This is a genomic window from Kytococcus sedentarius DSM 20547, assembly GCF_000023925.1.
Classification (GTDB): Bacteria; Actinomycetota; Actinomycetes; order Actinomycetales; family Dermatophilaceae; genus Kytococcus; species Kytococcus sedentarius.
Genome location: NC_013169.1, coordinates 43,149 through 64,639, shown reverse-complemented (window position 1 = coordinate 64,639; position 21,491 = coordinate 43,149). Strand labels below are relative to the sequence as shown.

20 protein-coding genes are annotated in these 21,491 nt (G+C 73.0%); 11 read left to right on the top strand and 9 right to left on the bottom strand.

The features are described from left to right. Positions 1 to 38: 38 nt before the first annotated feature. Positions 39 to 1,538, top strand: a complete 1,500-nt coding sequence (locus KSED_RS00305) for a sugar porter family MFS transporter (RefSeq protein WP_012801576.1) — start codon at positions 39 to 41, stop codon at positions 1,536 to 1,538. Between the two features lie 73 nt (positions 1,539 to 1,611). Next, positions 1,612 to 2,883, top strand: a complete 1,272-nt coding sequence (locus tag KSED_RS00300; protein WP_012801575.1) for an NRAMP family divalent metal transporter — start codon at positions 1,612 to 1,614, stop codon at positions 2,881 to 2,883. A 74-nt stretch (positions 2,884 to 2,957) separates the two neighbouring features. On the opposite strand, the gene KSED_RS00295 is transcribed toward KSED_RS00300, so the two are convergent. Next, positions 2,958 to 3,368 (bottom strand): DUF4190 domain-containing protein, encoded by a 411-nt coding sequence (locus KSED_RS00295; RefSeq protein ID WP_012801574.1) that lies wholly within the window; start codon positions 3,366 to 3,368, stop codon positions 2,958 to 2,960. 124 nt (positions 3,369 to 3,492) lie between these two features. Between KSED_RS00295 and KSED_RS00290 the strand changes: the two genes are divergently transcribed. Further along, on the top strand, positions 3,493 to 4,632 hold the full coding sequence (locus KSED_RS00290) for an ABC transporter ATP-binding protein (protein WP_012801573.1): 1,140 nt from the start codon (positions 3,493 to 3,495) through the stop codon (positions 4,630 to 4,632). Positions 4,633 to 4,725: 93 nt separating this feature from the next. Here KSED_RS00290 and KSED_RS00285 read toward each other — a convergent pair whose 3' ends face one another. From KSED_RS00285 to KSED_RS00275, 3 genes are all read right to left on the bottom strand, one after another. After that, a complete protein-coding gene (locus KSED_RS00285; protein WP_012801572.1) occupies positions 4,726 to 4,956 on the bottom strand; it encodes a sulfurtransferase TusA family protein in 231 nt (76 codons plus the stop codon). 57 nt (positions 4,957 to 5,013) lie between these two features. Continuing rightward, on the bottom strand, positions 5,014 to 6,171 hold the full coding sequence (locus KSED_RS00280) for a YeeE/YedE family protein (RefSeq protein ID WP_012801571.1): 1,158 nt from the start codon (positions 6,169 to 6,171) through the stop codon (positions 5,014 to 5,016). Between the two features lie 89 nt (positions 6,172 to 6,260). Further along, a complete protein-coding gene (locus tag KSED_RS00275) occupies positions 6,261 to 6,740 on the bottom strand; it encodes a DUF2231 domain-containing protein (RefSeq protein WP_308699668.1) in 480 nt (159 codons plus the stop codon). Between the two features lie 62 nt (positions 6,741 to 6,802). Here KSED_RS00275 and KSED_RS00270 point away from each other — a divergent pair, with 62 nt between their 5' ends. Next, positions 6,803 to 7,327 carry a hypothetical protein gene (locus tag KSED_RS00270; RefSeq protein WP_012801569.1) on the top strand — a complete coding sequence of 175 codons (525 nt, stop codon included), beginning with the start codon at positions 6,803 to 6,805 and terminating at the stop codon, positions 7,325 to 7,327. A gap of 86 nt (positions 7,328 to 7,413) precedes the next feature. Here KSED_RS00270 and KSED_RS00265 read toward each other — a convergent pair whose 3' ends face one another. The 3 genes from KSED_RS00265 to KSED_RS00255 are packed head-to-tail and all read right to left on the bottom strand — an operon-like array spanning position 7,414 to position 10,147. Continuing rightward, positions 7,414 to 8,505 (bottom strand): NAD(P)/FAD-dependent oxidoreductase, encoded by a 1,092-nt coding sequence (locus KSED_RS00265; protein ID WP_012801568.1) that lies wholly within the window; start codon positions 8,503 to 8,505, stop codon positions 7,414 to 7,416. Further along, a complete protein-coding gene (locus tag KSED_RS00260; RefSeq protein WP_012801567.1) occupies positions 8,502 to 9,029 on the bottom strand; it encodes an isoprenylcysteine carboxyl methyltransferase family protein in 528 nt (175 codons plus the stop codon). Before KSED_RS00260 ends, KSED_RS00265 begins: the two co-directional genes overlap by 4 nt. Then, positions 9,026 to 10,147, bottom strand: a complete 1,122-nt coding sequence (locus KSED_RS00255) for a type III polyketide synthase (RefSeq protein WP_012801566.1) — start codon at positions 10,145 to 10,147, stop codon at positions 9,026 to 9,028. The genes KSED_RS00260 and KSED_RS00255 overlap by 4 nt, the downstream gene beginning before the upstream one ends. Positions 10,148 to 10,180: 33 nt before the next feature. Here KSED_RS00255 and KSED_RS00250 point away from each other — a divergent pair, with 33 nt between their 5' ends. From KSED_RS00250 to KSED_RS00230, 5 genes are all read left to right on the top strand, one after another. After that, positions 10,181 to 10,975: a UbiA family prenyltransferase gene (locus KSED_RS00250; protein WP_012801565.1), complete on the top strand. Its 795-nt coding sequence runs from the start codon at positions 10,181 to 10,183 to the stop codon at positions 10,973 to 10,975. Between the two features lie 56 nt (positions 10,976 to 11,031). Continuing rightward, positions 11,032 to 13,101 carry a catalase gene (locus KSED_RS00245; RefSeq protein ID WP_012801564.1) on the top strand — a complete coding sequence of 690 codons (2,070 nt, stop codon included), beginning with the start codon at positions 11,032 to 11,034 and terminating at the stop codon, positions 13,099 to 13,101. 56 nt (positions 13,102 to 13,157) lie between these two features. Then, the gene (locus tag KSED_RS00240; RefSeq protein WP_012801563.1) at positions 13,158 to 13,526 is read left to right on the top strand and encodes an ankyrin repeat domain-containing protein; all 369 of its coding nucleotides are present in this window, start codon (positions 13,158 to 13,160) and stop codon (positions 13,524 to 13,526) included. A gap of 195 nt (positions 13,527 to 13,721) precedes the next feature. Then, positions 13,722 to 15,419, top strand: a complete 1,698-nt coding sequence (locus tag KSED_RS15170) for an HNH endonuclease signature motif containing protein (protein WP_012801562.1) — start codon at positions 13,722 to 13,724, stop codon at positions 15,417 to 15,419. Between the two features lie 154 nt (positions 15,420 to 15,573). Next, positions 15,574 to 15,783 (top strand): hypothetical protein, encoded by a 210-nt coding sequence (locus tag KSED_RS00230; RefSeq protein WP_143827310.1) that lies wholly within the window; start codon positions 15,574 to 15,576, stop codon positions 15,781 to 15,783. A 51-nt stretch (positions 15,784 to 15,834) separates the two neighbouring features. Here KSED_RS00230 and KSED_RS00225 read toward each other — a convergent pair whose 3' ends face one another. Next, positions 15,835 to 17,799 carry a CocE/NonD family hydrolase gene (locus KSED_RS00225; protein ID WP_041290806.1) on the bottom strand — a complete coding sequence of 655 codons (1,965 nt, stop codon included), beginning with the start codon at positions 17,797 to 17,799 and terminating at the stop codon, positions 15,835 to 15,837. Positions 17,800 to 17,881: 82 nt separating this feature from the next. Beyond that, complete coding sequence (locus KSED_RS00220) at positions 17,882 to 18,550, bottom strand: GntR family transcriptional regulator (RefSeq protein ID WP_041290805.1); 669 nt, start codon at positions 18,548 to 18,550, stop codon at positions 17,882 to 17,884. Positions 18,551 to 18,658: 108 nt separating this feature from the next. Here KSED_RS00220 and KSED_RS00215 point away from each other — a divergent pair, with 108 nt between their 5' ends. After that, the gene (locus tag KSED_RS00215) at positions 18,659 to 20,128 is read left to right on the top strand and encodes an amino acid permease (protein WP_012801558.1); all 1,470 of its coding nucleotides are present in this window, start codon (positions 18,659 to 18,661) and stop codon (positions 20,126 to 20,128) included. Between the two features lie 75 nt (positions 20,129 to 20,203). Next, the gene (locus KSED_RS00210; protein WP_012801557.1) at positions 20,204 to 21,484 is read left to right on the top strand and encodes an NRAMP family divalent metal transporter; all 1,281 of its coding nucleotides are present in this window, start codon (positions 20,204 to 20,206) and stop codon (positions 21,482 to 21,484) included. Positions 21,485 to 21,491 lie beyond the last annotated feature (7 nt).

Sequence of the window (21,491 nt, the reverse complement as noted above, 5' to 3'; positions counted from 1 at the left end):
GCCTGCGGCACCGCCCCGGCAGGGGGAGGATGTGCCGCATGAGCACTGCAGCCCACGCCGCGGACGGCGCACGTGACGGGAACCCCACGGGGAACGAGCCCGCGGAGAAGGACGCCCTGACCGGCAAGGTCGTGATGCTGTCGATGGTCGCCGCCCTGGGTGGCTTCCTCTTCGGCTTCGACTCCTCGGTCATCAACGGCGGCGTCAACGCCATCCAGGAGGAGTTCGGTCTGTCCGATGTCCTCATCGGCTTCGTCGTCTCCTGCGCCCTGCTCGGCGCGATGGTGGGTGCCTGGTTCGCCGGCACCTTCGCCGACAAGGTGGGACGCACCCGGGCGATGGTGGTGGCGTCCGTGCTGTTCACCGCATCGGCCATCGGGTCCGCCCTGTGCTTCGGCCCGTGGGACCTCATCTTCTGGCGCTTCGTCGGGGGCGCCGGCGTGGGCATGGCCTCGGTGCTGGCCCCGGCCTACATCGCCGAGATCTCGCCGGCGGCCGTGCGTGGCCGCCTGGGCTCCCTGCAGCAGCTCGCCATCGTGATCGGCATCTTCATCGCCCTGCTCGTGGACGCCTACCTGGCCGACGCCGCGGGCGGCGCCGCCGAGGTGCTGTGGATGGACCGTGAGGCGTGGCGCTGGATGTTCGCCTCCGAGCTCGTCCCGGCCGTGCTCTACGGCGCCCTGGCGCTGAGCATCCCTGAGTCGCCGCGCTACCTGGTGAACACCGGTGACCTGAAGAAGGCCGGCGAGGTGCTGCGCGACGTCGTGGGCATTCGCGGCAAGGGTGCGGCGCAGCGCAAGATCGAGGAGATCCGCCGCTCGTTGTACCGGGAGCGCAAGCAGTCGCTCGCGGACCTGAAGGGTGCCGCCGCCGGCCTCAAGCCCATCGTCTGGGCGGGCATCCTGCTGAGCGTCTTCCAGCAGTTCGTCGGCATCAACGTCATCTTCTACTACGGCTCCACCCTGTGGCAGGCCGTCGGCTTCGAGGAGTCCCAGTCCCTCATGATCAACGTCATCACCTCGATCACGAACATCGTGGTGACCATCGTGGCCATCCTGCTCGTGGACAAGATCGGCCGTCGCCGGCTCCTGCTGTGGGGTTCGGCGGGCATGGCCCTGTCGCTGGGCACCATGGCCGTGGCCTTCTCCCAGGCCGTCACCGAGGGGTCCGGCCCGGACCAGTCGGTCAGTCTTCCCGAGCCCTGGGGCGTCATCGCCCTGGTGGCCGCCAACGCCTTCGTGGTCTCCTTCGGCGCCACCTGGGGCCCGATGGTGTGGGTGCTGCTGGGCGAGATGTTCCCCAACAGCATCCGCGGCATGGCCCTGGGCGTGGCCGCGGCCGCGCAGTGGTTGGCGAACTTCGTCATCACCACCACCTTCCCCTGGCTCGCGAGCACCTCGCTGGTGCTCGCCTACGGCCTGTACGCGGCCTTCGCGGCCCTGTCCTTCCTGTTCGTGTTCAAGGTGATCGAGGAGACCAAGGGCAAGGAGCTCGAGGAGATGGGCGAGGAGACCCCCGTCACCCAGCCCGCCACGTAAAGAATCGGCAACAGATTCGCCCGCGACCCTCCGGTTGCGCAGGAGCAGGGTTTGTGCCGTGTCAGGGTGGGGCATGGCGACCGCAACCCATCCTCCCGTCCAGGAGCAGTCCTCCTGGAAGTCCCGTCTGTCCGCCCTCGGCCCCGGCCTGCTCATGGCGTCCGCCGCCATCGGTGGCTCCCACCTGGTCAGCTCCACCCAGGCCGGCGCCCTCTACCAGTGGCAGCTCGTCGGCCTGGTGCTCTTCGCCCTGCTGATGAAGTACCCCTTCTTCCGGTTCGGTGCCCAGTACACCGCCGAGACCGGTGAGAGCCTCGTCCAGGGCTACGCCCGCAAGGGTCGCGTCACCCTGTGGGTCTTCTTCGTCTTCTGTGCCGTGTCGTCGGTCATCTCCGCCGCCGGTGTCGGCATCCTCTGTGCGGTCATCCTGAAGTTCGCGCTCCCCACCTCCTGGGGCCTGAGCGTCCCGTGGGTCGCGGCGCTGATGATGGCCTCGGTCTGGTTGATCCTGCTGGCCGGCCGGTTCCCGGTGCTGGACAAGCTCACCAAGCTGATCATCACCATCCTCACCGTCGTCACGGTCGTCACGGTGATCGTCGCCGCCTCGAAGGGCGCCCAGGGTGCTGCCGATGCGGTGGCCCCGAGCCCGTGGACGCTGGTCGCCCTGCCCTTCCTGGTGGCCCTGATCGGCTGGATGCCCGCCCCCATCGAGATCTCGGCCCTGCAGTCCCTGTGGATCGCAGAGAAGCAGCGCTTCCGCCCCGCCAACGCGCGCGACGTCATCTTCGACTTCAACGTCGGCTACGTCATCAGCGCCATCCTGGCCGTGTTCTTCATCGCCCTCGGTGCGTTGGTGCAGTTCGGCACCGGCACCCAGATCCAGAGCGCCGGTGGCGCATACATCCCGCAGCTGATCACCATGTACACCAACACGATGGGCGAGTGGGCCCGTCCGCTGATGGCGCTGCTCGCCTTCGTGGTGATGTACGGAACCACCATCGCGGTGGTCGACGGCTACGGCCGCGCCTGTGCCGAGTCCATGCACCTCATCCGCCGGGGTGAGGGCGGCGCCGGCCGCCAGGCCGTGATGGTGTGGAGCACCGGCATCGCCCTAGTGGCCCTGGGCATCATCGTGTGGTTCAGCGCCCAGATGGGCGAGCTGCTGCGCTTCGCGATGGTCGCCGCCTTCATCATGGCGCCGATCTTCGCGTGGCTGAACTTCCAGCTGGTGCGCCGTCAGGACCACCTGTCGAACACCCTGCGGATCCTGGCCTGGGTCGGTCTGGCCTTCCTCGGTGGCTTCACGCTGCTCTTCCTGGCAGCGGAGCTCGGCCTCATCGGCTGATCGGATCCCCGGCGGCCAGCCCGCCACCACCCCCACGGGGCGCCCACCGACCACGGTGGGCGCCCCGTCCCACGTCAGGCCGCGCCGATCCCCGTCGCCACCAACAGCGGCACCGTGAGGCCGAGGACCATCATCCCGACGAAGAAGACCGCGAACAGGATGGTCAACACCGCCGCGACGATGCCGAGGATGCGGCCGGCGACGATCAGGTTCTCGTTCTCGTAGACGCCGGGGCGGTCGCGGACGTCCCGCATCGCCTTGTTGCCCATGATCCAGGCGAGGAAACCCAGCGGCCAGAGCATGAGCACCGAGACCAGGCCCAGCACGAAGACCGCGACCGCCTCGGGGTGCTGCTCACGGAGCCGTCGGTAGCCGTCGCCCGGGTAGCCCCCCGGCGCCGGCGGCACGGGTCCGGAGCCCGCTCCCCACGAGGTGGCCCCCGGGCCGGGCTGACTGGACGGGTTGAACTGCGGACCCTGGCTCATGGCCCCAATCTAGCCCCTGGGCCCCCCGTGCTGGCCTACGCTGTATCCGTGCTCACCGAGCACGGCTCCACCCCTTCTTTCCAACGGATCGTCCGGCACGTACCTGCCGGGAGAGAGAGTCACCATGGCAACCGTCACCTACGACGCCGTCAGTTGCGTCTACCCCGGCCAGACCCGCCCGGCCGTCGACAAGCTCGACCTCGAGATCGCCGACGGCGAGTTCCTGGTGCTGGTCGGCCCCTCCGGCTGCGGCAAGTCCACCACCCTGCGCATGCTCGCGGGGCTGGAGCAGGTCAGCGAAGGCAGCATCCGCATCGGCGAGACCGACGTCACCGGCGTGGCCCCCCGCGACCGCGACATCGCGATGGTCTTCCAGAACTACGCCCTGTACCCGCACATGTCGGTGCGCGACAACATGGGCTTCGCGCTGAAGATCGCCGGCGTCCCCACCGCCGAGCGCAACCAGCGGGTGGAGGAGGCCGCCGAGCTGCTGGATCTCACCCCCTACCTGGACCGCAAGCCGAAGGCCCTCTCCGGTGGGCAGCGCCAGCGCGTGGCGATGGGGCGCGCGATCGTGCGCTCCCCCAAGGTCTTCCTCATGGACGAGCCGCTGTCCAACCTGGACGCCAAGCTGCGCGTGCAGACCCGCACCCAGATCGCCTCGCTCACCCGCGAGCTCGGGGTCACCACCGTCTACGTGACGCACGACCAGGTGGAGGCCATGACCATGGGTGACCGCGTGGCGGTGCTCAAGGACGGGCTGCTGATGCAGGTGGACACCCCCCGCGCCCTGTACGACCGTCCCCGCAACGTGTTCGTGGCGGGCTTCATCGGCTCCCCGAGCATGAACCTGGTGCACGCCCCGGTCGAGGGTGGCGCGGTGCGCTTCGGTGCGTCGACCTTCCAGCTCACCTCCGAGCAGCAGGCCGCCCTGACCGGCTCCGGCGTCGTCGTCGGCATCCGCCCCGAGGACATGACGCTCGGCCAGCAGGGCGAGGGCGCGCAGGTGCGCATCAACCTCGTCGAGGAGCTGGGTGCCGACGCCTACGTCTACGGCCGGCTGGCCGACGAGAGCGGCACCCTGGAGACCGTCGTGACCGAGAAGGCGGACGACGACGAGGACGCCTCGAGCGACACCATCGTCATGCGCGCCGACGGCCGCACCCCGCCGCGTGCCGGCGAGACGGTGTGGATGGTGCCGAAGGTGGAGCACGTCCACCTCTTCGACGCGGCGACCGGCGACCGTCTGCCCGACGCCGGCTGACGCCCGCAGCACCACGACGGCGCCGCCCCCACATCCGATGCGGGGGCGGCGCCGTCGTGTGACCAGCCGGTGTGGCCGGTGCGGCGGCCGGCCTCAGGCGGCCTTGCGCACGGTGATGCTCCAGCTGGCGTCGCCGGTGCGGTCGAAGTGCGTGACCTCGTGGCCGTCCTCGGCGGCCCACTGCGGCAGGCTCTCGGTGGCCTGGGTGCAGTCGAAGTCGATGCGGAGCTCGTCGCCGGGGGCGAGCTGCTCCATCGCGGCCCGGGCGTCGACCAGCGGGAAGGGGCAGACGTCGCCGGCGGTGTCGAGGGTGTAGGTGCTCACGGGTACCTCCTGGGGGGTCGGGATGTGGGTCGTGGATGTGGGGACGGCGCCCGGTCCTCAGTCGCCGACCTTGGTCAGCACCGGGGCGGGACGCGTGCGCTGCGGAGCGGGCTCCGCATCGGCGCCGGCGCCCTCGGCGGTGTCCACCGGCGTGAGGGTCGGCCGGGGCGAGCTGCCGGCCACGGCCTCGCGACCGTCGCGGGTGCGGATGAACCAGCGGACGCCCAGGCCGGCGCCGAGCAGCATGGCGCCCGTGGCGATCCAGCCCTCCCAGCTCAGCTGGGCGGTGGCGACCATGCCGTGGCCCACGGTGCAGCCGCCGGCCAGCGAGGCGCCCACACCCATCAGGACGCCGCCGCCGATGGCGCGCAGCGTGGTGGTGGAGTCGGGCACGCGCACCCGGAACTCGCCGCTGGCCAGGGCGGCAACGAGCGACCCGGCCAGGATGCCGAGCACCAGCATCACGCTCCAGTCGACCATCGTCAGGTCGCCCGTGGTCAGGTAGTTGCCCAGCTTGGCCGAGGGGGTGGTGATGCCCAGACTGCCCACCCGCCCGGCGGCGGTGCTCAGGGGCCAGGCGGCCAGCGCGATGCCGGCTACCACGGCGGCCGTGGCGAAGGGGTGCCACCGCTTCTCGGTGAGCAGGTGGGCCACGCCGGAGCGACGGGCGGGCAGGCCGGCGGTGCGGGGGCGCGCCGCATCGGCCCGCAGGTGGTGGCGCACGGCGAGGCCGACACCCACCGAGAGGACGCCGACAACCACCCAGGCCGGCAGGCCCAGACTGGCGTCGATGGTGGTGGCGCCCACCGTCTGGTCACGGGACCAGGTGGTGAACCCGGCCAGCGGGCCGTACTTCATGGCACCGGCGGACAGGGCGTAGAAGATGAGTGCGAACCAGCTGCCCACCAGGCCCTCGCCGGCCCGGTAGTAGGTGCCGGTGGCGCACCCGCCCGCGGCGATGATGCCGACGCCGAAGATCAGGCCACCGACCACGGCGGCGCCCAGCGGCAGGGGGTCGACAGGGGCGTTGACGACCCCGAGGGCCGAGAGGGCCGTGTAGCCGATGGCGTGCAGGGCGATGACGACGCCGAACGCCGTGAGCCAGCGGGTGGAGCCGCTGAGCCAGACGTCGCGGAAAGCGCCGGTGATGCAGAAGCGGCCCCGCTGCAGGACGAATCCGAGCAGGGCGCCGGTAACCAGACCGGTGAGGATCATGAGAGGACTCCGTGGGAGGGGACGACAGGACGCCGCAGTACATCACACGCCGTTTGGATGGTGCGAACTCGGCGTGATGCCGGCCCTCCTCAGACGTGGCCCCGGACCGTGGTGGGACGAGGGCGCAGCTCGCGGGCCGGGTGGCGCTCACTGGTACCGCGGACGCCCACCGCGTTGACGTACGCCAGGTGCCCACCGAGGTACCCGCCGACGCCCACGGCGCCGAGCCCCGCGGCCGAGAGGGCGAGTCCCAACGGGCGATTGCCGGCGCGGCGAGCCGCCAGCGAGCCGAGGTGCAGCGCGAGGCCGACCGCGTTCAACCCGGCGTGCGCCAGCCCCACCCGGGTGGCCGGGCCGTCGGTGCGCGACCAGTCGTGCGCGCCGGTCGCGGCCGCCGGGAAGTACCCGGCGATGCCGGTGAGCACCAGCAGGTCGGCGGCGTCCTCGGCCTCCGGGCAACGAGATCGCGGACGGGGACGGCGACGGCATCGAGCGCACGTTGCTGCTCGAGGGCGTGGACGGCGGCGGACAGGGGGTTCATCGTTCCTCCCGGGGGAAGGGCTGGGCACCGCGCGGACAGTCGTGCCGCCATGCGGAGGCGCGCACCGGACAGCCGTGCAAGGCTGGCGGCATGGACCACACCGTGCTGACTGACGCTGAGCAGGACCTCTGGACCACCTACCTCAACGACCACGCCACCGGGGCGACGGGCGCCCTGGAGCGCCTGGAGATGATGGCCGAGGAGTACACCGACCTCCCCCACCACGACGACCTGCAGACCCTCACCGGCCAGATCACGCAGGAGCGCGAGCGCCTGCTGGAGCTGATCAGCCAGCTGGGCGCCGAGCGCAGCGGCCTCAAGACGGCGCTGGCCGCGGCCGGCGAGAAGGTGGGGCGCCTCAAGCCCAACCAGCACCTCGGGAGCCGGTCCCCGCTGAGCCCGCTGCTGGAGGTGGAGCTGCTGCGTTCGGGCGTGGTGGGCAAGCTGTCCCTCTGGGAGACCCTGACCCTGCACGCCGACCGGCTGGGGCTCGACCGCGCGGAGTTCGAGGAGCTCACCGCTGCGGCCGCCCGGCAGGCCGAGACCCTGGGCACCATCCACGCCACCTGGGCCGCGAGTGCCTTCCCCGCCGAGGCCGCAGACCAGTCCGACTGAGCAGTCCGACCGCGCGGCCCGACTGAGCAGGCCGACGAGGCAGTACGGGCCCGCCCGGCCCGACCATGTGGGCCGGTGCCGCCGACTCAGGCGTCGGCCAGCGAGCGCACCACGCGCTGGAACAGCCCCGGCCAGGTGGTGCTCGCCCCCAACAGCGCCGACCGGGTGGGTCTCCGGGAGACCGCTCCCACCAAAGTTGCGGTCGCGATGCGGTGGGCCGCCGTCATCCGCGCCCACCGCCGCTCCCAGGCCGGGGCGTCCCCGGCCACGAGGCAGTCCACCAGCGCCGGGGCCTGCGCCAGCGCCAACGAGACGCCCTCCCCGGTGAGGGCGTCCACGTACCCCGCGGCGTCCCCCACCAGCAGCACGGGCCCGGCCACGCGCCGGGGGACGGCCTGCCACAGCGGCCCCGCACCGGCGACCGGGCCCCAGTCGGAGGCCGGGTGGGCGGCGAGGTGGCGTCCGAACTCCCCCAGCCGGGACAGGTGGTCGGCGAACGTGGCCCGCCGCGCGGAGAGCAGCGCCACCCCCAGTAGGTCGTCGGCCACCGGGGTCAGGTAGGCCTCGACGCCGTCCCCGAAGCGCACCTGCACCTGGCTGGTCCACGGCGCCGTGCGCAGGTGGGCCCGCAGCCCGTACCGGCGCGGCAGCACACGGGCGGGCACCGCCCCCGCCGGCCGTCGCGCCGGTGCGGCCACGAGCTCCCGGACCCCGGAGTGCAGGCCGTCGGCCCCCACCACCCACCGGTACCGCGCGCCGTCGAGGAGCACGTGGTCGGCCCGGACGTCGAGCTCGCGGGTGACGTCCAGGCGCCGGTGGGCGATGGTGAGCCCCGCGTCCTGGGCCGCTGCCCGCATCGCGGCGTGCAGGACGGTGCGCCGCACCCCGCGGCCGGGGCTCGCGAACGAGGCCTGCGCCCGCCGGCCCGCGGGGGTGACGTAGTCGATGCCGGTGAGCACGTGACCGGGCGGGTCCACCCCGAGCGCCTGCAACCGCTCCAGCCCGCCGGGCATGAGTCCCTCCCCGCACGCCTTGTCGACCACCCCCGGCCGCCGGTCGAGCACGTGCACCGACATCCCCACCCGGTGGGCGACCAGCGCCGTCGCGAGCCCGGCCGGACCGCCGCCGACCACGAGCAGGTCGGCCCCCGCGGCCCCCGCGGCGCCGGCGGGGCTCACGGGGTCACGCTCGCCAGCGCCGCCTCCTCCACCGCGATGCGGTGCCGCAGCAGGACGGCGTTGGCGAGGGTGAACACCCCCGCGGTCCACCGCGCCCCGCCGGCCAGCGGCAGGGCCGCCCCCTCGGCGACGACGGCCAGGTAGTTGGGGTGTGGGAGCCACCGGTACGGCCCGGAGGCCACCAGCTCGTGCCCGGGCACCACCACCACGCGCGTGTTCCAGTACGGGCCCAGGCTGCGGATGCACCACCAGCGCAGCGCTTGGCTCGCACCGACGACGAGGGCCGGGCCCGGGTGGAAGCGCCCCGCCACCAGCCGGTGCTCGAGCAGCGCGCCGGCCAACAGGCCCGAGTGGAGCGCCACCATCACCGGGTAGTGCCCGGCGCCGTGCTCGACACCGCCCCGCTCGCGGGCCCACGCACCGTGTCGGCGCGCGACCACCAGCTCCACCACCCGCTCGACGGCCACCGCGCCCAGCACGGCGGCGAAGGCCGGGTGGACGCGGCGTCCGCGCAGCCGGCTCATGCCGCCTCCTCGCACCGCAGCAGCACCAGCTCGGCGCAGAACCCCGGCCCCATCGCCAGCAGCAGGCCGTACTGGCCGGGGTCCGGTGGGCGCTCCGCGAGGGTCTTGCCCAGCACGTGCAGCACCGAGACGCTGGAGAGGTTGCCCACCTCGGCCAACGAGTCCCAGGTCAGGCCCAGCGCCTCGCGCGGCACCCCCAGGGCCCCCTGCATCGCCTCCAGCACCTTGGGGCCGCCCGGGTGGGCCACGTGGAAGGCGATGTCCTGCGGGGCCAGGCCGTGGTCGGCGAGGAAGGCCCGGACGTCGGCCCCGACGTTCTGCGTCACCAGGTCGGGCACCTCGGCGCCCAGCACGATGCCCAGGCCACCGTCGCCGACGTCCCACCCCATCGCGCGGTGGGTGTCCGGGTAGAGCCGGCTACGCGAGGCGACCACGGTGAGGTGGGGGGCGCGGGACGACAGGGCCGGGGACGACGGCGCAGGCACCGGCGCCGCCGCACGCCGCTCGGGCCCGGCCAGCACCACGGCGGCCGCCCCGTCACCGAACAGCCCGGAGGCAACCATGTTCGCGCGCGAGGCGTCGCCCTGCTGCACCGTGAGCGAGCACAGTTCCACGGCCAGCAGCACCGCCACCCCGTCGGGGCGCCCGGCCAGCAGGTCGTGCACGCGGGCGATACCGGCCGCGCCGGCCACGCACCCGAGGCCGAAGAGCGGCACCCGCACGACGTCCTCGCGGAAACCCACCTCGACGGCGATCCGCGCCTCCAGCGAGGGCACCGCGATGCCGGTGACGGTCGTGGAGACCACCACGTCCACCTCCGCGGCGTCGACCCCCGCCTGCGCCAGGGCACCGTTGACGGCCTCGACCGCCAGCCGGGGCGCGTGCTCCAGCCAGGCGTCGTTCGCGGTCCCGAACCCGTCCAACGCGCCATAGGCCTCGAGCGGCAGCACCAGCGAGCGCGTGTCCACCCCGGCGTTGGCGTGGATGCGGCGCAGGACCCGCTCCTCGCCGGCACTACCGCCCAGGAGCCCCGCGACGGCATCCGTCACCTCGGACTGGGGAGCGCTGTGGCCCCCCGGGACGACGTGGACAGCGAGGAGTCGCGAGGGGGCCGGCATGCAGCGAGCCTATGCCGCGCCTACGCTGCCGGCATGTCGACCTCCCCCCGCCCGTCCCTGCGCGTGGCCCGGGCGCTCGCGGCCTCCTGCCACCCCCTGCCGACGGTGATGGTGACGGGGCTGGGGACCGCGCTGGCCGTGGCCGCGGCACGGGAGGTCCGGCGCGGCGCCGGGGCGACGCTGCCCGCATCGGGCCCGGCGGTGGGTGTGGCGCGCGGCGCCCGTCTGACGGCGTGGTCGGTGGCCGTGGGGTCGGGGCAGCTCGTGATCGGCTGGGTCAACGACGCCCTCGATGCGGAGCGCGACGCCCGGGTGGGGCGCACCGACAAGCCCGTGGCGGCCGGCGCGGTCTCGGTGCCCACGGTGTGGGGGGCGGCCGGGTGCGCGGCGCTGATGAGCGCCCTGGCCGGGCGGTGGACGGGGTGGGGGCTGGCCGCATCACAGCTGGGCCTGGTGGTCGTGCCGGGGGTGGCGCACAGCCTGGGGGTCAAGCGGACGGTGCTGTCCCCGGTGCCGTGGGCGGTGGCCTTCGGGGCGCTGCCGGTGCTCGCCCACCGGGCGGGTGGGGGCGGGGGATTGCCGGCGCGGCCCGCCGTCGCGGGAGCGGCGCTGGGGGCGGCAGCGCACCTGGTGAACGCTGCGCGCGACGTGGAGGACGACGCCCTGACCGGCCAGGAGGGACTGCCGGCCCGGCTGGGAGTGGCCGCGAGCCACGGGGTGGCCGCCGGCCTGGTGGGCGTGGCGGCGGCGAGCGTGCGGGGGCCGATGCGGTGGTTCGTCGGCGCCGCGGCGGGGGCGGTCGCGCTGGTCGGCGTGCGCGCGGGCTGAGGGGCCGTGAGCCGCACCGGTTGTGAGGTGGATGGACAGGCCCCAGACTCGGGGGCATGGAGACCAACCGAGGGCAGTTCCAGTCCGGCGAGCACCTCACGAACGACCACGGTGCGCGCATCCCCGACACCGACCACACGCTGAAGGCGGGACGGCGCGGCCCGGCCCTGATCCAGGACCAGCACTTCCGGGAGAAGATCACCCACTTCGACCACGAGCGCATCCCGGAGCGCGCGGTCCACGCCCGCGGCGTGGGTGCACACGGCACCTTCCGTAGCAACGGCGCGGCCGCGGGGATCACCAGCGCAGGCTTCCTGCAGGCCGGCGCCGAGACCCCGGTGTTCACCCGCTTCTCCACGGTGCTCGGCTCGCGCGGCAGCGCGGACACCCCGCGCGACACCCGCGGCTTCGCGGTGAAGTTCTACACCGAGCAGGGCAACTACGACCTCGTGGGCAACAACATCCCGGTGTTCTTCATCCAGGACGCGATCAAGTTCCCCGACGTGGTGCACGCGGCCAAGCCGGAGCCCGACACCGAGATACCGCAGGCGCAGTCCGCCCACGACACCTTCTGGGACTTCGTCTCCACCCACACCGAGGCGCAGCACCACACCATCTGGAACATGTCCGACCGCGGCATCCCGCAGTCGCTGCGCACCATGGAGGGCTTCGGTGTGCACACCTTCCGCCTCATCAACGCCGAGGGTGAGACCACGCTCGTCAAGTTCCACTGGAAGCCCCGGGCCGGCGTGCACTCCACCCTGTGGCCCGAGGCCCAGAAGATCATGGGCGCCGACCCCGACTACCAGCGCAAGGACCTCTACACGGCGATCGATTCCGGCACCCCACCCGAGTGGGACCTCGGCGTGCAGGTGTTCCCGGACACCGACAGCGAGATGTTCGAGGGCATCGACCTGCTCGACCCCACGAAGCTCGTCCCCGAGGAGCTCGCTCCGGTGCAGGTCATCGGCACGATGACGCTGGACCGCAACGTGGACAACTTCTTCGCCGAGACCGAGCAGGTGGCCTTCTGCCCCAGCCACCTGGTGCCCGGCATCGACCACACCAACGACCCGCTGCTGCAGGGGCGTCTGTTCAGCTACCTGGACACCCAGATCTCCCGGCTGGGCGGGCCGAACTTCACCCAGCTGCCCATCAACCGGGCCCAGCAGTCCGAGGTGAACACCCACCACCGTGACGGCATGCACCAGATGACCGTCCACGAGGGCAAGGTGGCCTACGCGCCGCAGGGCCTGGTGGATCCCGCCGAGGTGCCGTGGCACCCCGGGCAGAAAAACTCCCCCGGCGCGGACAAGAGCGTCGACGACGTCCCCGGCGTGCTCATCGAGGTGCCCGTGGCCGTCGACGGCGGCAAGGAGCGCGAGAACCCGGGCACGAGCTTCGACGACCACTTCACCCAGACGCGCATGTTCTACCGCTCCCTGACGGCGGTCGAGCAGGCGCACGTCGCGGATGCCTACTCCTTCGAGCTGGGCATGTGCACCAAGCCCCACGTGGTGGACCGGCAGCTGGGCCACCTGGCCACCATCGACAGCGGGTTGGCCGCCACGGTCGCGGGCAACCTCGGTCGTCCGGTGCCCGAGGCGGACTCCTCGGTGACGGTCGAGGAGATGGACCCGAGCCCGGCGCTCGCCCAGGTGGGCGGCACCTGGCCGGTGGACAACCGCGTGGTGGGCCTGTTCGTCTGCGGCGAGTGCGACCTCGACGCGGTGACGGCGGCCAAGAAGGCCGTCGAGGACGCCGGCATGGTGCCGCAGCTGGTGGCCCCCGCCGGGGGTCCGCTCGGTGGGCGTGAGGACCTGATGGTGGACGTCACCGCCATCAACGCGGCCAGCATCATGTTCGACGCGATCCTGGTCGCCGACCACCCCGAGGACCTGCCGCGCAACCTGGCCGCGGTGGTGGGCGAGGCTTGGCACCACGGCAAGGCCGTCGGTGGATGGGGCGACGGCGCGGGCTTCGTCGCGCACGCCGTCCCCTCGGTCGATGCGGGTGTGGTGCAGGCCGACGCGCCGGACCAGGCCGTCTCGACCGTGGTGGAGCTGCTGAGCAAGCACCGCGTGTGGGACCGCCTGCTCCAGGCCCCGGAGAAGGACCTGCCCTGAGCGAGCCGAACGGGTCGTCGGGCGCACCGGACCTGACGCCCGACGAGCGGGCCCTGTTGGAGGAGACCTTCGACAGGGCCCGCTCGGGCGACGTCACACGGCTGGGTGAGCTGTTGGCGATGGGGGTGCCGGTGAACCTCACGAACGGTCGCGGCGACACCCTGCTGATGCTGGCGACCTACCACGGGCACACCGCGGCGGTGGAGTTGCTGCTGGGCCTGCGAGCGGACACGGCACGGGTCAACGATGCGGGGCAGACGCCGGTGGCCGCCGCGGTGTTCCGGCAGCGGGGGGACCTGGTGCGGGCGCTGGTGGGCGCCGGGGCGGACCCGGGGCACGGGCCGAAGAACGCGTGGGTGATCGCGGAGTACTTCGGGCTGGAGGAGATGACGGCGTTGCTGCGGGAGCTGTCCGAGGGCACCTGAGGGCGGGGAGCGGGGGTGCATGGGGACGGGGGTGCGATGGGCCCGGTCGGGCGCTTGTCCACAGGGTCGTGACGGTGGGGGGAGGTTGTCGGTAGGGTGTTCTATGGTGGGTACATCAGTTCGACGAGGTGTCGGACGCGTAGTGGTACATCGGACAGCCAGCAGGACCAGCGTGACCATCGAGGGGGTGGGGACATGCGGCGGGAGTCGTTCGGGACGGGGCAGGTGTCCCCGTCGGGTGGCCGGGGCGCCGCGGGGCGTTCCGCGGACGCGCTGGAGCGGGCGGAGCGGGACCTCGGCCACGCCGTCACGGCGGTGGAGGCGGTCCGCGCCGCGGAGGTGGCCCTGCTCGATGCGGTGGCCGGGGTCTACGAGCACACGGCGGCCCACCTGGAGCAGCGTCGCGAGGAGGGCGAGCCGGGTGTGTGGGAGGTGGCCGATGCCCCGGCGATCGTGGCCGACGAGGTCACGGCCGCCACGGGGGAGCTCCCGACGCAGGTGCGTTCCGTGGTGGACCTGGCGGCCAGCGACCCGCAGCGGATGGCCTGCGGCCGCGCAGCACTGGTCGAGGGGCGCGCGTCCTTGTCGCGGGTGCTGTCCTGGCACACCGGGACCCGTCACCTGCAGGTGGCGGACGCGGTGGCCATCGGCGAGGTGGTGCTCACCCGGGCGGCGGATGGTTCGCCCCGGTCGGCCGCCTCGTTCCGCGAGCTCCTGCGCCGGCGGGTGCGGAAGGTCGAGGCCGCCGACCGACAGGCCGCTCGGGCGAGGATGGCCGAGGCCCTGGCGGGGCGTGGTTCGTGGACCCGGCCCGGTGAGGAAGGGACCGGGGCGCTGACGGTGGTCGGTGAGGCCACCCGGGTGGCAGCCGCCTGGGGCCGGTTGGACGCGGCGGCCCGGCGAGCCAAGGCGGCCGGCGACCAGCGGACCCTCGCCCAGCTGCGCTCGGACCTGCACCTGGACCTGTTGCTTGTGGGCCACCTGCCCGGCACCTGTCCCGGCACTGCGAGCACCTCTGCGAGTGCCGGGTCGGATCACGCGACGCCGGGCAGCCGCACCGATGCCGGCCCCGCGGGGAGCGGGTTCTGCACCCAGCCGATCTTGCCGACGCAGACCACCCAGAACCCCACGGGTGCCGAGGCGCCTGCACCTCCGGTGTGCACGGCCTGCGGGACGGTCTCGAGCGACTGGTGGCCCCTTCCGCAGATCGGCGACCCGGTTCTTCCCCCGGCTCGGTGCACGGTGGTCGTGGGCCTGGACGTCCTGCTCGAGAACGCGACCGACGCCGACCGTGACCCGCCGGACAGCGGTTCGGGCACGAGCGATCCCCCGCCGGATGGCTCAGCGGGTACCGGACCGCCGGCCCACACACCGAGCGACACACCGAGTGACGCACTGGCCGAGCAAGCGCCCGCCCGTGGCGGCGGTGACGACCTGCGTGGCGGTGGCGGCGGCCTGCGCGGCGCAGCGCTGGGGTGGATGCCCGGGTTCGGGTACCTCGGCCCCGAGCACGTCCGTGCCGTAGCGACCCGCGAGGGCTCGGTGTGGCAGCGCCTGGTCGCCGACCCGGTCACCGGTCACGCCGTGGCGGTCTCGCCGCACACCTACCGACCGACGGCGTCGGTGGCCCGGTTCGTGAGGGCCCGTGACGGCGTCGCCCGTGACCCCGGCTCAGGCACCCCGGCCGACCAGTGCGAGCTCGACCACGTGGTGCCGTTCGAGGCCGGTGGCGCCACCACCCCGGACAACCTGCAGTGCCTCTCGCGCCGGGGTCACGCGCGCAAGACCCGCCGTCACTGGGAGGCGGTCATGGCCCCCGACGGCTCCGTCGAGTGGACCAGCCTCCTGGGCCAGCGGCAGACCACCCACCCCCACGACTACACCGACCAGTAGGCGCCACCCACGGCGGCGCCGGCCAGTCGTCGCCACCACCCACGACGGCGCCCACCAGTAGCCGGGCCCCGGGGGGCTCAACACCCGGCAGCGCCCCGTGCACCGGTGGTCTGCAGCACCCGGCATGTCGGTGCTCTGCGGCACCATCGCCTCCATGAGCAGCACCACCGTCAGGACGCACCCCAGAGCCCGCTTCGTCGCGCTGGGGGACTCGTTCTCCTCCGGCGCCGGCCTCGCCACCGCCGACGACCTGGGGCGTGCCCCCACGGCGTTCCCCGAGCTGGTGGCCCGCACCCTGGAGGGACTGCACCGCGACCACCTGGCCGCCCGTGGCGGGTGTCGGGTACAGCCCGTGCGTCCATGACGAGCGCCCGGCCCACCGAGTGCCAGTGGGCCGGGCGCGGTCACAGGTATCTCAGGAGTGCTTGGGCTTGCCCTGCGACGCCTTCACCTGGAAGGTCCCGGGCGCCTTGGCGTCCCACTTCTCGGTGTAGGCGCGCTCCCAGGTCGCCAGGAAGGGCGAGACCGCGCCGTGGGTCGGCTCGTCCCAACGCGTGTTCTGCAGCTCGAGCGTCAGCTCGGCGTCGCTCACCTCGACGGTGTCCATGCTCGGCTCGTGCGACCAGTACTCGTCGGCACCGATGGTGCCGATCCGCACCGCCAGCTGGTGACCGGCCTCGAGCGTCCACTCGGTGTCCTTCAACGCGATCTCGTGCTGCCCGCCGTCGACGGCCACCACCTGCTCGTCGAAGCGCACCGCCGTACCGTCGGGCGCCACGTCGAACAGCTGCACCGCCACACCGCCCTGGCCCTCGGCCTCGAAGGCCACCCGCGGCGTGCCGGTCACGCGCACGTCGCGCTTCACCGGCTTGGACCAGGTCACGTACCCGTACGCGTCCTCGGTGGTGCCGGGCCCACCCTTGCCCTTGCGCTGCCGAACCTCCGGGGCCACCGGGCCCTTCTGCGGCTGCAGCGACGCACCTCGCTCCATGTCGCCGACGGGACCCCGGCCCTTCGCGGCACCGTCCGCCGCCTCGATGCGGGGCGCCGCGCCCGCGGCCAGCGTCACCCCATCGGCGCCGTCGGCCACAGCGCCCCGTGCGGCGCCCGGCTCGCCCGCGCGGTCGTCGACGAACGACCCGTCCTCCAGGTCGACCGTGCGCGTGCTGTTCACCAGCGGCCACGCGTCCTGCGCGCGCCACGCACCGTTGCTGTCCTCGATGACGTAGGCCGGAAAGTCCTGCACCGGCTCGGTGTCCTTGAGGTGCTCGTCGTAGAAGCTGATCACCTCGGTGAACCAGCCCTCGCGGCCCATCTCCAACCGGCCGTCCTCGGTGCGGTCGTTGCCCCGCACGTGGTTCCACTGCCCCAGCCAGCCGCGCTGCTCACCACTGTGGTTGTCCAGGTACTTCCGCATGTCCTCGGGCTTGGTGTTCGTCTCGATGAAACCCTGCGTCACGAACAGCGGCACGTCCGAGCCCTCGGCCTGCGTGGCCAGGTCACGGGCCTTCCAGTACTCCGACTCCGGGTCCGCGATCAGCCCGTCCGCCGAGTTCTGCGCCGTGCACTCGGGGTGCGCCTTCTCGTAGTCAGCGTTGGCGCGGTAGCGCTCGTCGTCCCCCGCGTGGGCCGGCAGCGTCGCGATGCTGTTGTAGGCCCGCGGGGTGAACACGTTGTTCGGCCGCGGCACCCCGTTGCTGTAGAGGTAGTTGTGCATGTCCCACACCGGCTCCTGGGCCACCACGGCCTCCAGGCCCTCGGGCTCCAGGTTGTTGCCGACCAGGCCGGTGGAGGCGTCGTAGGACTTGCCGTACATCCCCACCTTCCCGGTGGACCACGGCTGGCCCGCCGCCCACTCGACCGCGGAGGCCACGTCGGCCTGCTCACCGGGACCCACCCAGTCCAGGCAGCCGGTGGACCCCCCGAAGCCGCGCAGGTCCACCATCACCACGGTGTACCCCTGGGCCATCAGGTCCGCCCCCTCGATGAGGTCCGTGAACCGCTGCGAGGGGCCCGCCACCGGGTGCCCGTCGTCCCCCGTCTGCCCGATGTGGCTGAAGTACGGCCCCACCGACAGGATCACCGGCGTCCGCGCGTCGGCCGGCAGGTGCGCCGGACGCAACACGTCGGCGTGCAGCTCCACCTCGTCACCGTTGTTCGACGGCAGCGAGGAGGGGAAGTACTCCTGCGTCCACACAGCACCCTCGGGCACCTGCGGGTTCTGCTCGTGGGTGATGCCCTCCTTCTCGGCGGCGGTAGCCGTGGCGGCGCGGCTCGCGGTGGTGGGTGCGTCGGAAGGCGCGGCGGTGGCGGTCGGGACCACCAGCATCAGGCTTCCGGCGAGGGCAATGGACAGGGAACGGCGGGTCGCTGCGCTCATGGTCGGACCCTAGGGAGGCGGGGGCCGGATGGACAGGGTCGCGGGCACTTCTTGACCAAGTCTTGGGACGCGCCCGGCCGACTCACCGCATCGCGTCGACGACCAGGCCCTCCGCGCGGTGCAGATACCCCTCCAGCAGGTCCGCGGCCGCGCCGAACTCCCCCGCTGCCACGTGCCCCACCACGCGCGCGTTCTCCTCCACGAAGGCCGAGTGCAGCCCGCCGGGGTCGGCCAAGGTGCGGAAGGCCAGCCGGGCGTGCGCCAGCAGGCCCTTCGCCGCCGCGGACAGCCACCGGCTCCCGGCGAGGTCCACCCACTGCTGGTGGACGGCCATGTTCAGGTCGCCCACCTCGCTCCAGCGCCCATCCGCCGCGGCCTCCCGGGCGCGGCCGACGAGCTGCTCCAAGACCACCACAGCCGGGTCGCCGCCGGCCGCCGGGCCGCCCCCCACCGCCAGGCCGGCGCCGGCCCGCTCGCGCAGCGCCCCGCACTCCACCACGCGGCGGGCGGTGTAGACGTCACGCACCTCGGCCACCCCGGGCGAGGAGACGAACACCCCGCGATGAGGGACGTGCACCACCAGCCCCTCGTCGGCCAGGATCCGGTACCCCTCCCGCAGCGTGTTGCGGGAGACGCCGCACACCTCCACCAGGGACTGCTCCACCAGCTGCTCGCCCGGCCCCAGGCGCCCGGCCGTGATCAGCCCACGCACCGTCCGCGCGCAGCGCTGCCCACCGAGTTCCGTTGTCACCGTGACATTGTGCACACCGGAACGGTGAAACCCCTGAATTCGGCTCACGGGCGTCCACGGCGGGCCTACGCTCGCGGGTCGTCCCCACCGCCGCACCGAAGAGGCCCCGTGTCCACAGCACCATCCACCCCCGCCGCCGACGCGAGCGCCGCCGAGTCCCCGGACTCCCCGCTGGCCCGCGGGCTGAGCACCCGGCACATCCGCTTCATCGCCCTGGGCACGGCGATCGGCACCGGCCTGTTCCTCGGCTCCGCGAGCGCCATCCAGCTCGCCGGGCCGGCCGTCCTGCTGGCCTACCTGGCCGCGGGGGCCGCCATCTACGTGGTGATGCGCGCGATGGCCGAGATGGTGCTGCGCACCCCGGACGCCTCCTCGTTCGTGGACTTCACCCAGCGCTACCTCGGCCGCACCTGGGGGTTCGTGATCGGCTGGATCTTCACCGCCGAGATGCTGCTGGTCGGCATCGCCGACGTCACCGCGCTGCGCATCTACCTGGGCTCGTGGTGGCCCGCGGTGCCGGGGTGGGCGTGGATGGTGGGCACCATCGCCCTGGTGCTGGGGCTCAACCTCGTGGCCGTCCGGCTGTTCGGGGAGACCGAGTTCTGGCTCACCCTGCTGAAGGTCGGCGCCATCGTCGCGATGGTGGTGCTCGGGGTGGGCCTGCTGGTCACCGGCGCGGGCCTGCCCACCGGCCAGCCGAGCGTCGCCCACCTGTGGGAGCACGGCGGGTTCGCCCCGCACGGCGCCTGGGGCATCCTGCTGTCGCTGACGGTCGTGGTCTTCGCCTTCGGCGGCATCGAGACCGTCGGCCTCACGGCGGCCGAGTCGCAGAACCCCCACCGCAGCATCCCCGACGCCATCAACACCGTCCCGTGGCGGATCCTGCTGTTCTACGTGGGCTCGGTGGGCGTCATGCTCACCCTCGCCCCGTGGACGGGCATCACCGGGGAGCAGTCGCCCTTCGTCCAGATCATCGATGCGGTGGGCCTCCCCGCCGCCGCCCACGTCCTGAACGCCGTAGTCATCATCGCGGCCTTCTCGGCGCTGAACGCCATCACCTTCGCCATCGGGCGCACGCTGTTCGGCCTGGCCGCGGCCGGGCACGCCCCGGCGGTCTTCGGGCGGGTCTCGGGGCGCGGAATCCCGGGGGCGGCGATCGTCACCGTGGGCGTGGCCCTGGTGATCGGGCTGGTCCTCAACCTGGTGGTGCCGGACCGGGTGTTCACCTTCGTGGCCTCCCTCGCGAGCTTCGCGACCGTGTTCGTGTGGCTGCTGATCCTCGCAGCCCACCACGGGCTGCGGCGGCGCATCGCCCGCGGCGCCCTGCGGCCCGGGGCGTTCGCCACGCCCGGCTGGCCCTGGGTGACCGCGCTCGCGGCCGCCTTCCTGGTGCTCGTGCTGGTGATGATGGCCTTCCTCCCCGAGGGCCGTGCCGCCCTGGCGGTGGGCGTGGTCACGACGGCGCTCCTGGCGGGGCTGGGGCACCTCTCGGCACACCGCCCGGACGGCTCGTCGGAGGGCCCGCCGGAGGGCGGCAGGTCAAGAAAGGGTCACGATCACCCCGAGCCCGTGTCGTGATTGTTGAACAATCACTAGCGTGAGAGGAGGCGCCGGACGCTCCCGGCCCGCGCCAGCCCCCTCCCGAGGAGAACCATGAGCACCTCCGCCCAGACCGACGCCCTGCCGCCGGGTGAGCCCGGCCCCCGCGACGGCGGCCCCACCGGCACCGGAGCCTCCCCCGGCCACCGCGCCTCCCGCGCCGCGCTGCTGGGCGCCATGTTCCTCATGGCCACCTCCTCGATCGGCCCGGGGTTCATCACCCAGACCACCCAGTTCACGGTGCAGCTCGGCGCGGCCTTCGCGTTCGCCATCCTGGTGTCGATCGTCCTCGACATCGCCCTGCAGCTGAACGTCTGGCGCGTCATCGGCGTCAGCGGTCGCCGCGCGCAGGAGCTCGCCAACGACGTCGCCCCCGGCCTCGGCTGGGTGCTCGCCGGGCTGCTGCTGGTCGGCGGCGTGGTCTTCAACATCGGCAACGTGGCCGGCGCCGGCATCGGCACCGAGGCCCTGGCCGGCATCGACCCGCGCTGGGGCGCGGCCCTGTCCGCCGTGCTGGCGATCGGCATCTTCCTCAGCCGCTGGGCCGGGTGGGCCATGGACCGCGTCGTGGTGGTCCTCGGCGCCCTGATGCTGGCGCTCACCCTGTACGTCGCGATCGTCTCCGACCCGCCGCTGGCCTCCGCTGCGCGCAACACCATCGCCCCGGAGATCATCGAGCCGCTCGCCATCACCACCCTGGTCGGCGGCACCATCGGCGGCTACATCATCTACGCCGGCGCCCACCGCCTCATCGATGCGGGACACACCGGCCCCGACCAGGTGGCCGCCATCTCCCGCACCTCGGTGCTGGCCATCATCGTCACCGGCGTCATGCGCACCCTGCTCTTCCTCGCCATCCTCGGCGTGGTCGTCTCCGGGGCGGACCTAACCGGTACCTCGCAGGCGGCCTCCGCCTTCCAGGCCGCGGCCGGCGACGTGGGCCTGCGGCTCTTCGGTGCCGTCTTCTGGGCGGCCGCGATCAGCTCGGTGGTGGGTTGCTCGTACACCACCGTGTCCTTCCTGACCTCCTCCACCCGCACCCCGGCACGCACCCGCAACCTGCTCACCGGCGGGTTCATCGGCCTGAGCCTCGTGCTCTTCCTGGTGCTCGGCAAGGCCCCCACCACGCTGCTGGTCTTCGCCGGCGCGTTCAACGGCATCCTGCTGCCCGTCGGCATCGGCGTGATGCTGTACGTCGGGTGGTTCCGCCGCGACCTGCTGCACGGCTACGACTACCCGAAGTGGCTGCTGGTGATCGGCAGCATCGCCTGGCTGCTGACGCTGTACCTGGCCGTCACCTCGGTGCGGCCGCTGATCGACCTGATGACCAGCTGAGAGGAGC

Excerpts from the sequence above, each read along its gene's own strand:
- KSED_RS00255 (WP_012801566.1), bottom strand. The coding sequence starts at position 10,147 with ATGCCGGCCCCCTCGCGACTCCTCGCTGTCCACGTCGTCCCGGGGGGC.
- KSED_RS00250 (WP_012801565.1), top strand. The coding sequence starts at position 10,181 with ATGTCGACCTCCCCCCGCCCGTCCCTGCGCGTGGCCCGGGCGCTCGCG.
- KSED_RS00300 (WP_012801575.1), top strand. The coding sequence starts at position 1,612 with ATGGCGACCGCAACCCATCCTCCCGTCCAGGAGCAGTCCTCCTGGAAG.
- KSED_RS15170 (WP_012801562.1), top strand. The coding sequence starts at position 13,722 with ATGCGGCGGGAGTCGTTCGGGACGGGGCAGGTGTCCCCGTCGGGTGGC.
- KSED_RS00290 (WP_012801573.1), top strand. The coding sequence starts at position 3,493 with ATGGCAACCGTCACCTACGACGCCGTCAGTTGCGTCTACCCCGGCCAG.
- KSED_RS00210 (WP_012801557.1), top strand. The coding sequence starts at position 20,204 with ATGAGCACCTCCGCCCAGACCGACGCCCTGCCGCCGGGTGAGCCCGGC.
- KSED_RS00260 (WP_012801567.1), bottom strand. The coding sequence starts at position 9,029 with ATGAGCCGGCTGCGCGGACGCCGCGTCCACCCGGCCTTCGCCGCCGTG.
- KSED_RS00230 (WP_143827310.1), top strand. The coding sequence starts at position 15,574 with ATGAGCAGCACCACCGTCAGGACGCACCCCAGAGCCCGCTTCGTCGCG.
- KSED_RS00270 (WP_012801569.1), top strand. The coding sequence starts at position 6,803 with ATGGACCACACCGTGCTGACTGACGCTGAGCAGGACCTCTGGACCACC.
- KSED_RS00280 (WP_012801571.1), bottom strand. The coding sequence starts at position 6,171 with ATGATCCTCACCGGTCTGGTTACCGGCGCCCTGCTCGGATTCGTCCTG.
- KSED_RS00305 (WP_012801576.1), top strand. The coding sequence starts at position 39 with ATGAGCACTGCAGCCCACGCCGCGGACGGCGCACGTGACGGGAACCCC.
- KSED_RS00245 (WP_012801564.1), top strand. The coding sequence starts at position 11,032 with ATGGAGACCAACCGAGGGCAGTTCCAGTCCGGCGAGCACCTCACGAAC.
- KSED_RS00225 (WP_041290806.1), bottom strand. The coding sequence starts at position 17,799 with ATGAGCGCAGCGACCCGCCGTTCCCTGTCCATTGCCCTCGCCGGAAGC.
- KSED_RS00295 (WP_012801574.1), bottom strand. The coding sequence starts at position 3,368 with ATGAGCCAGGGTCCGCAGTTCAACCCGTCCAGTCAGCCCGGCCCGGGG.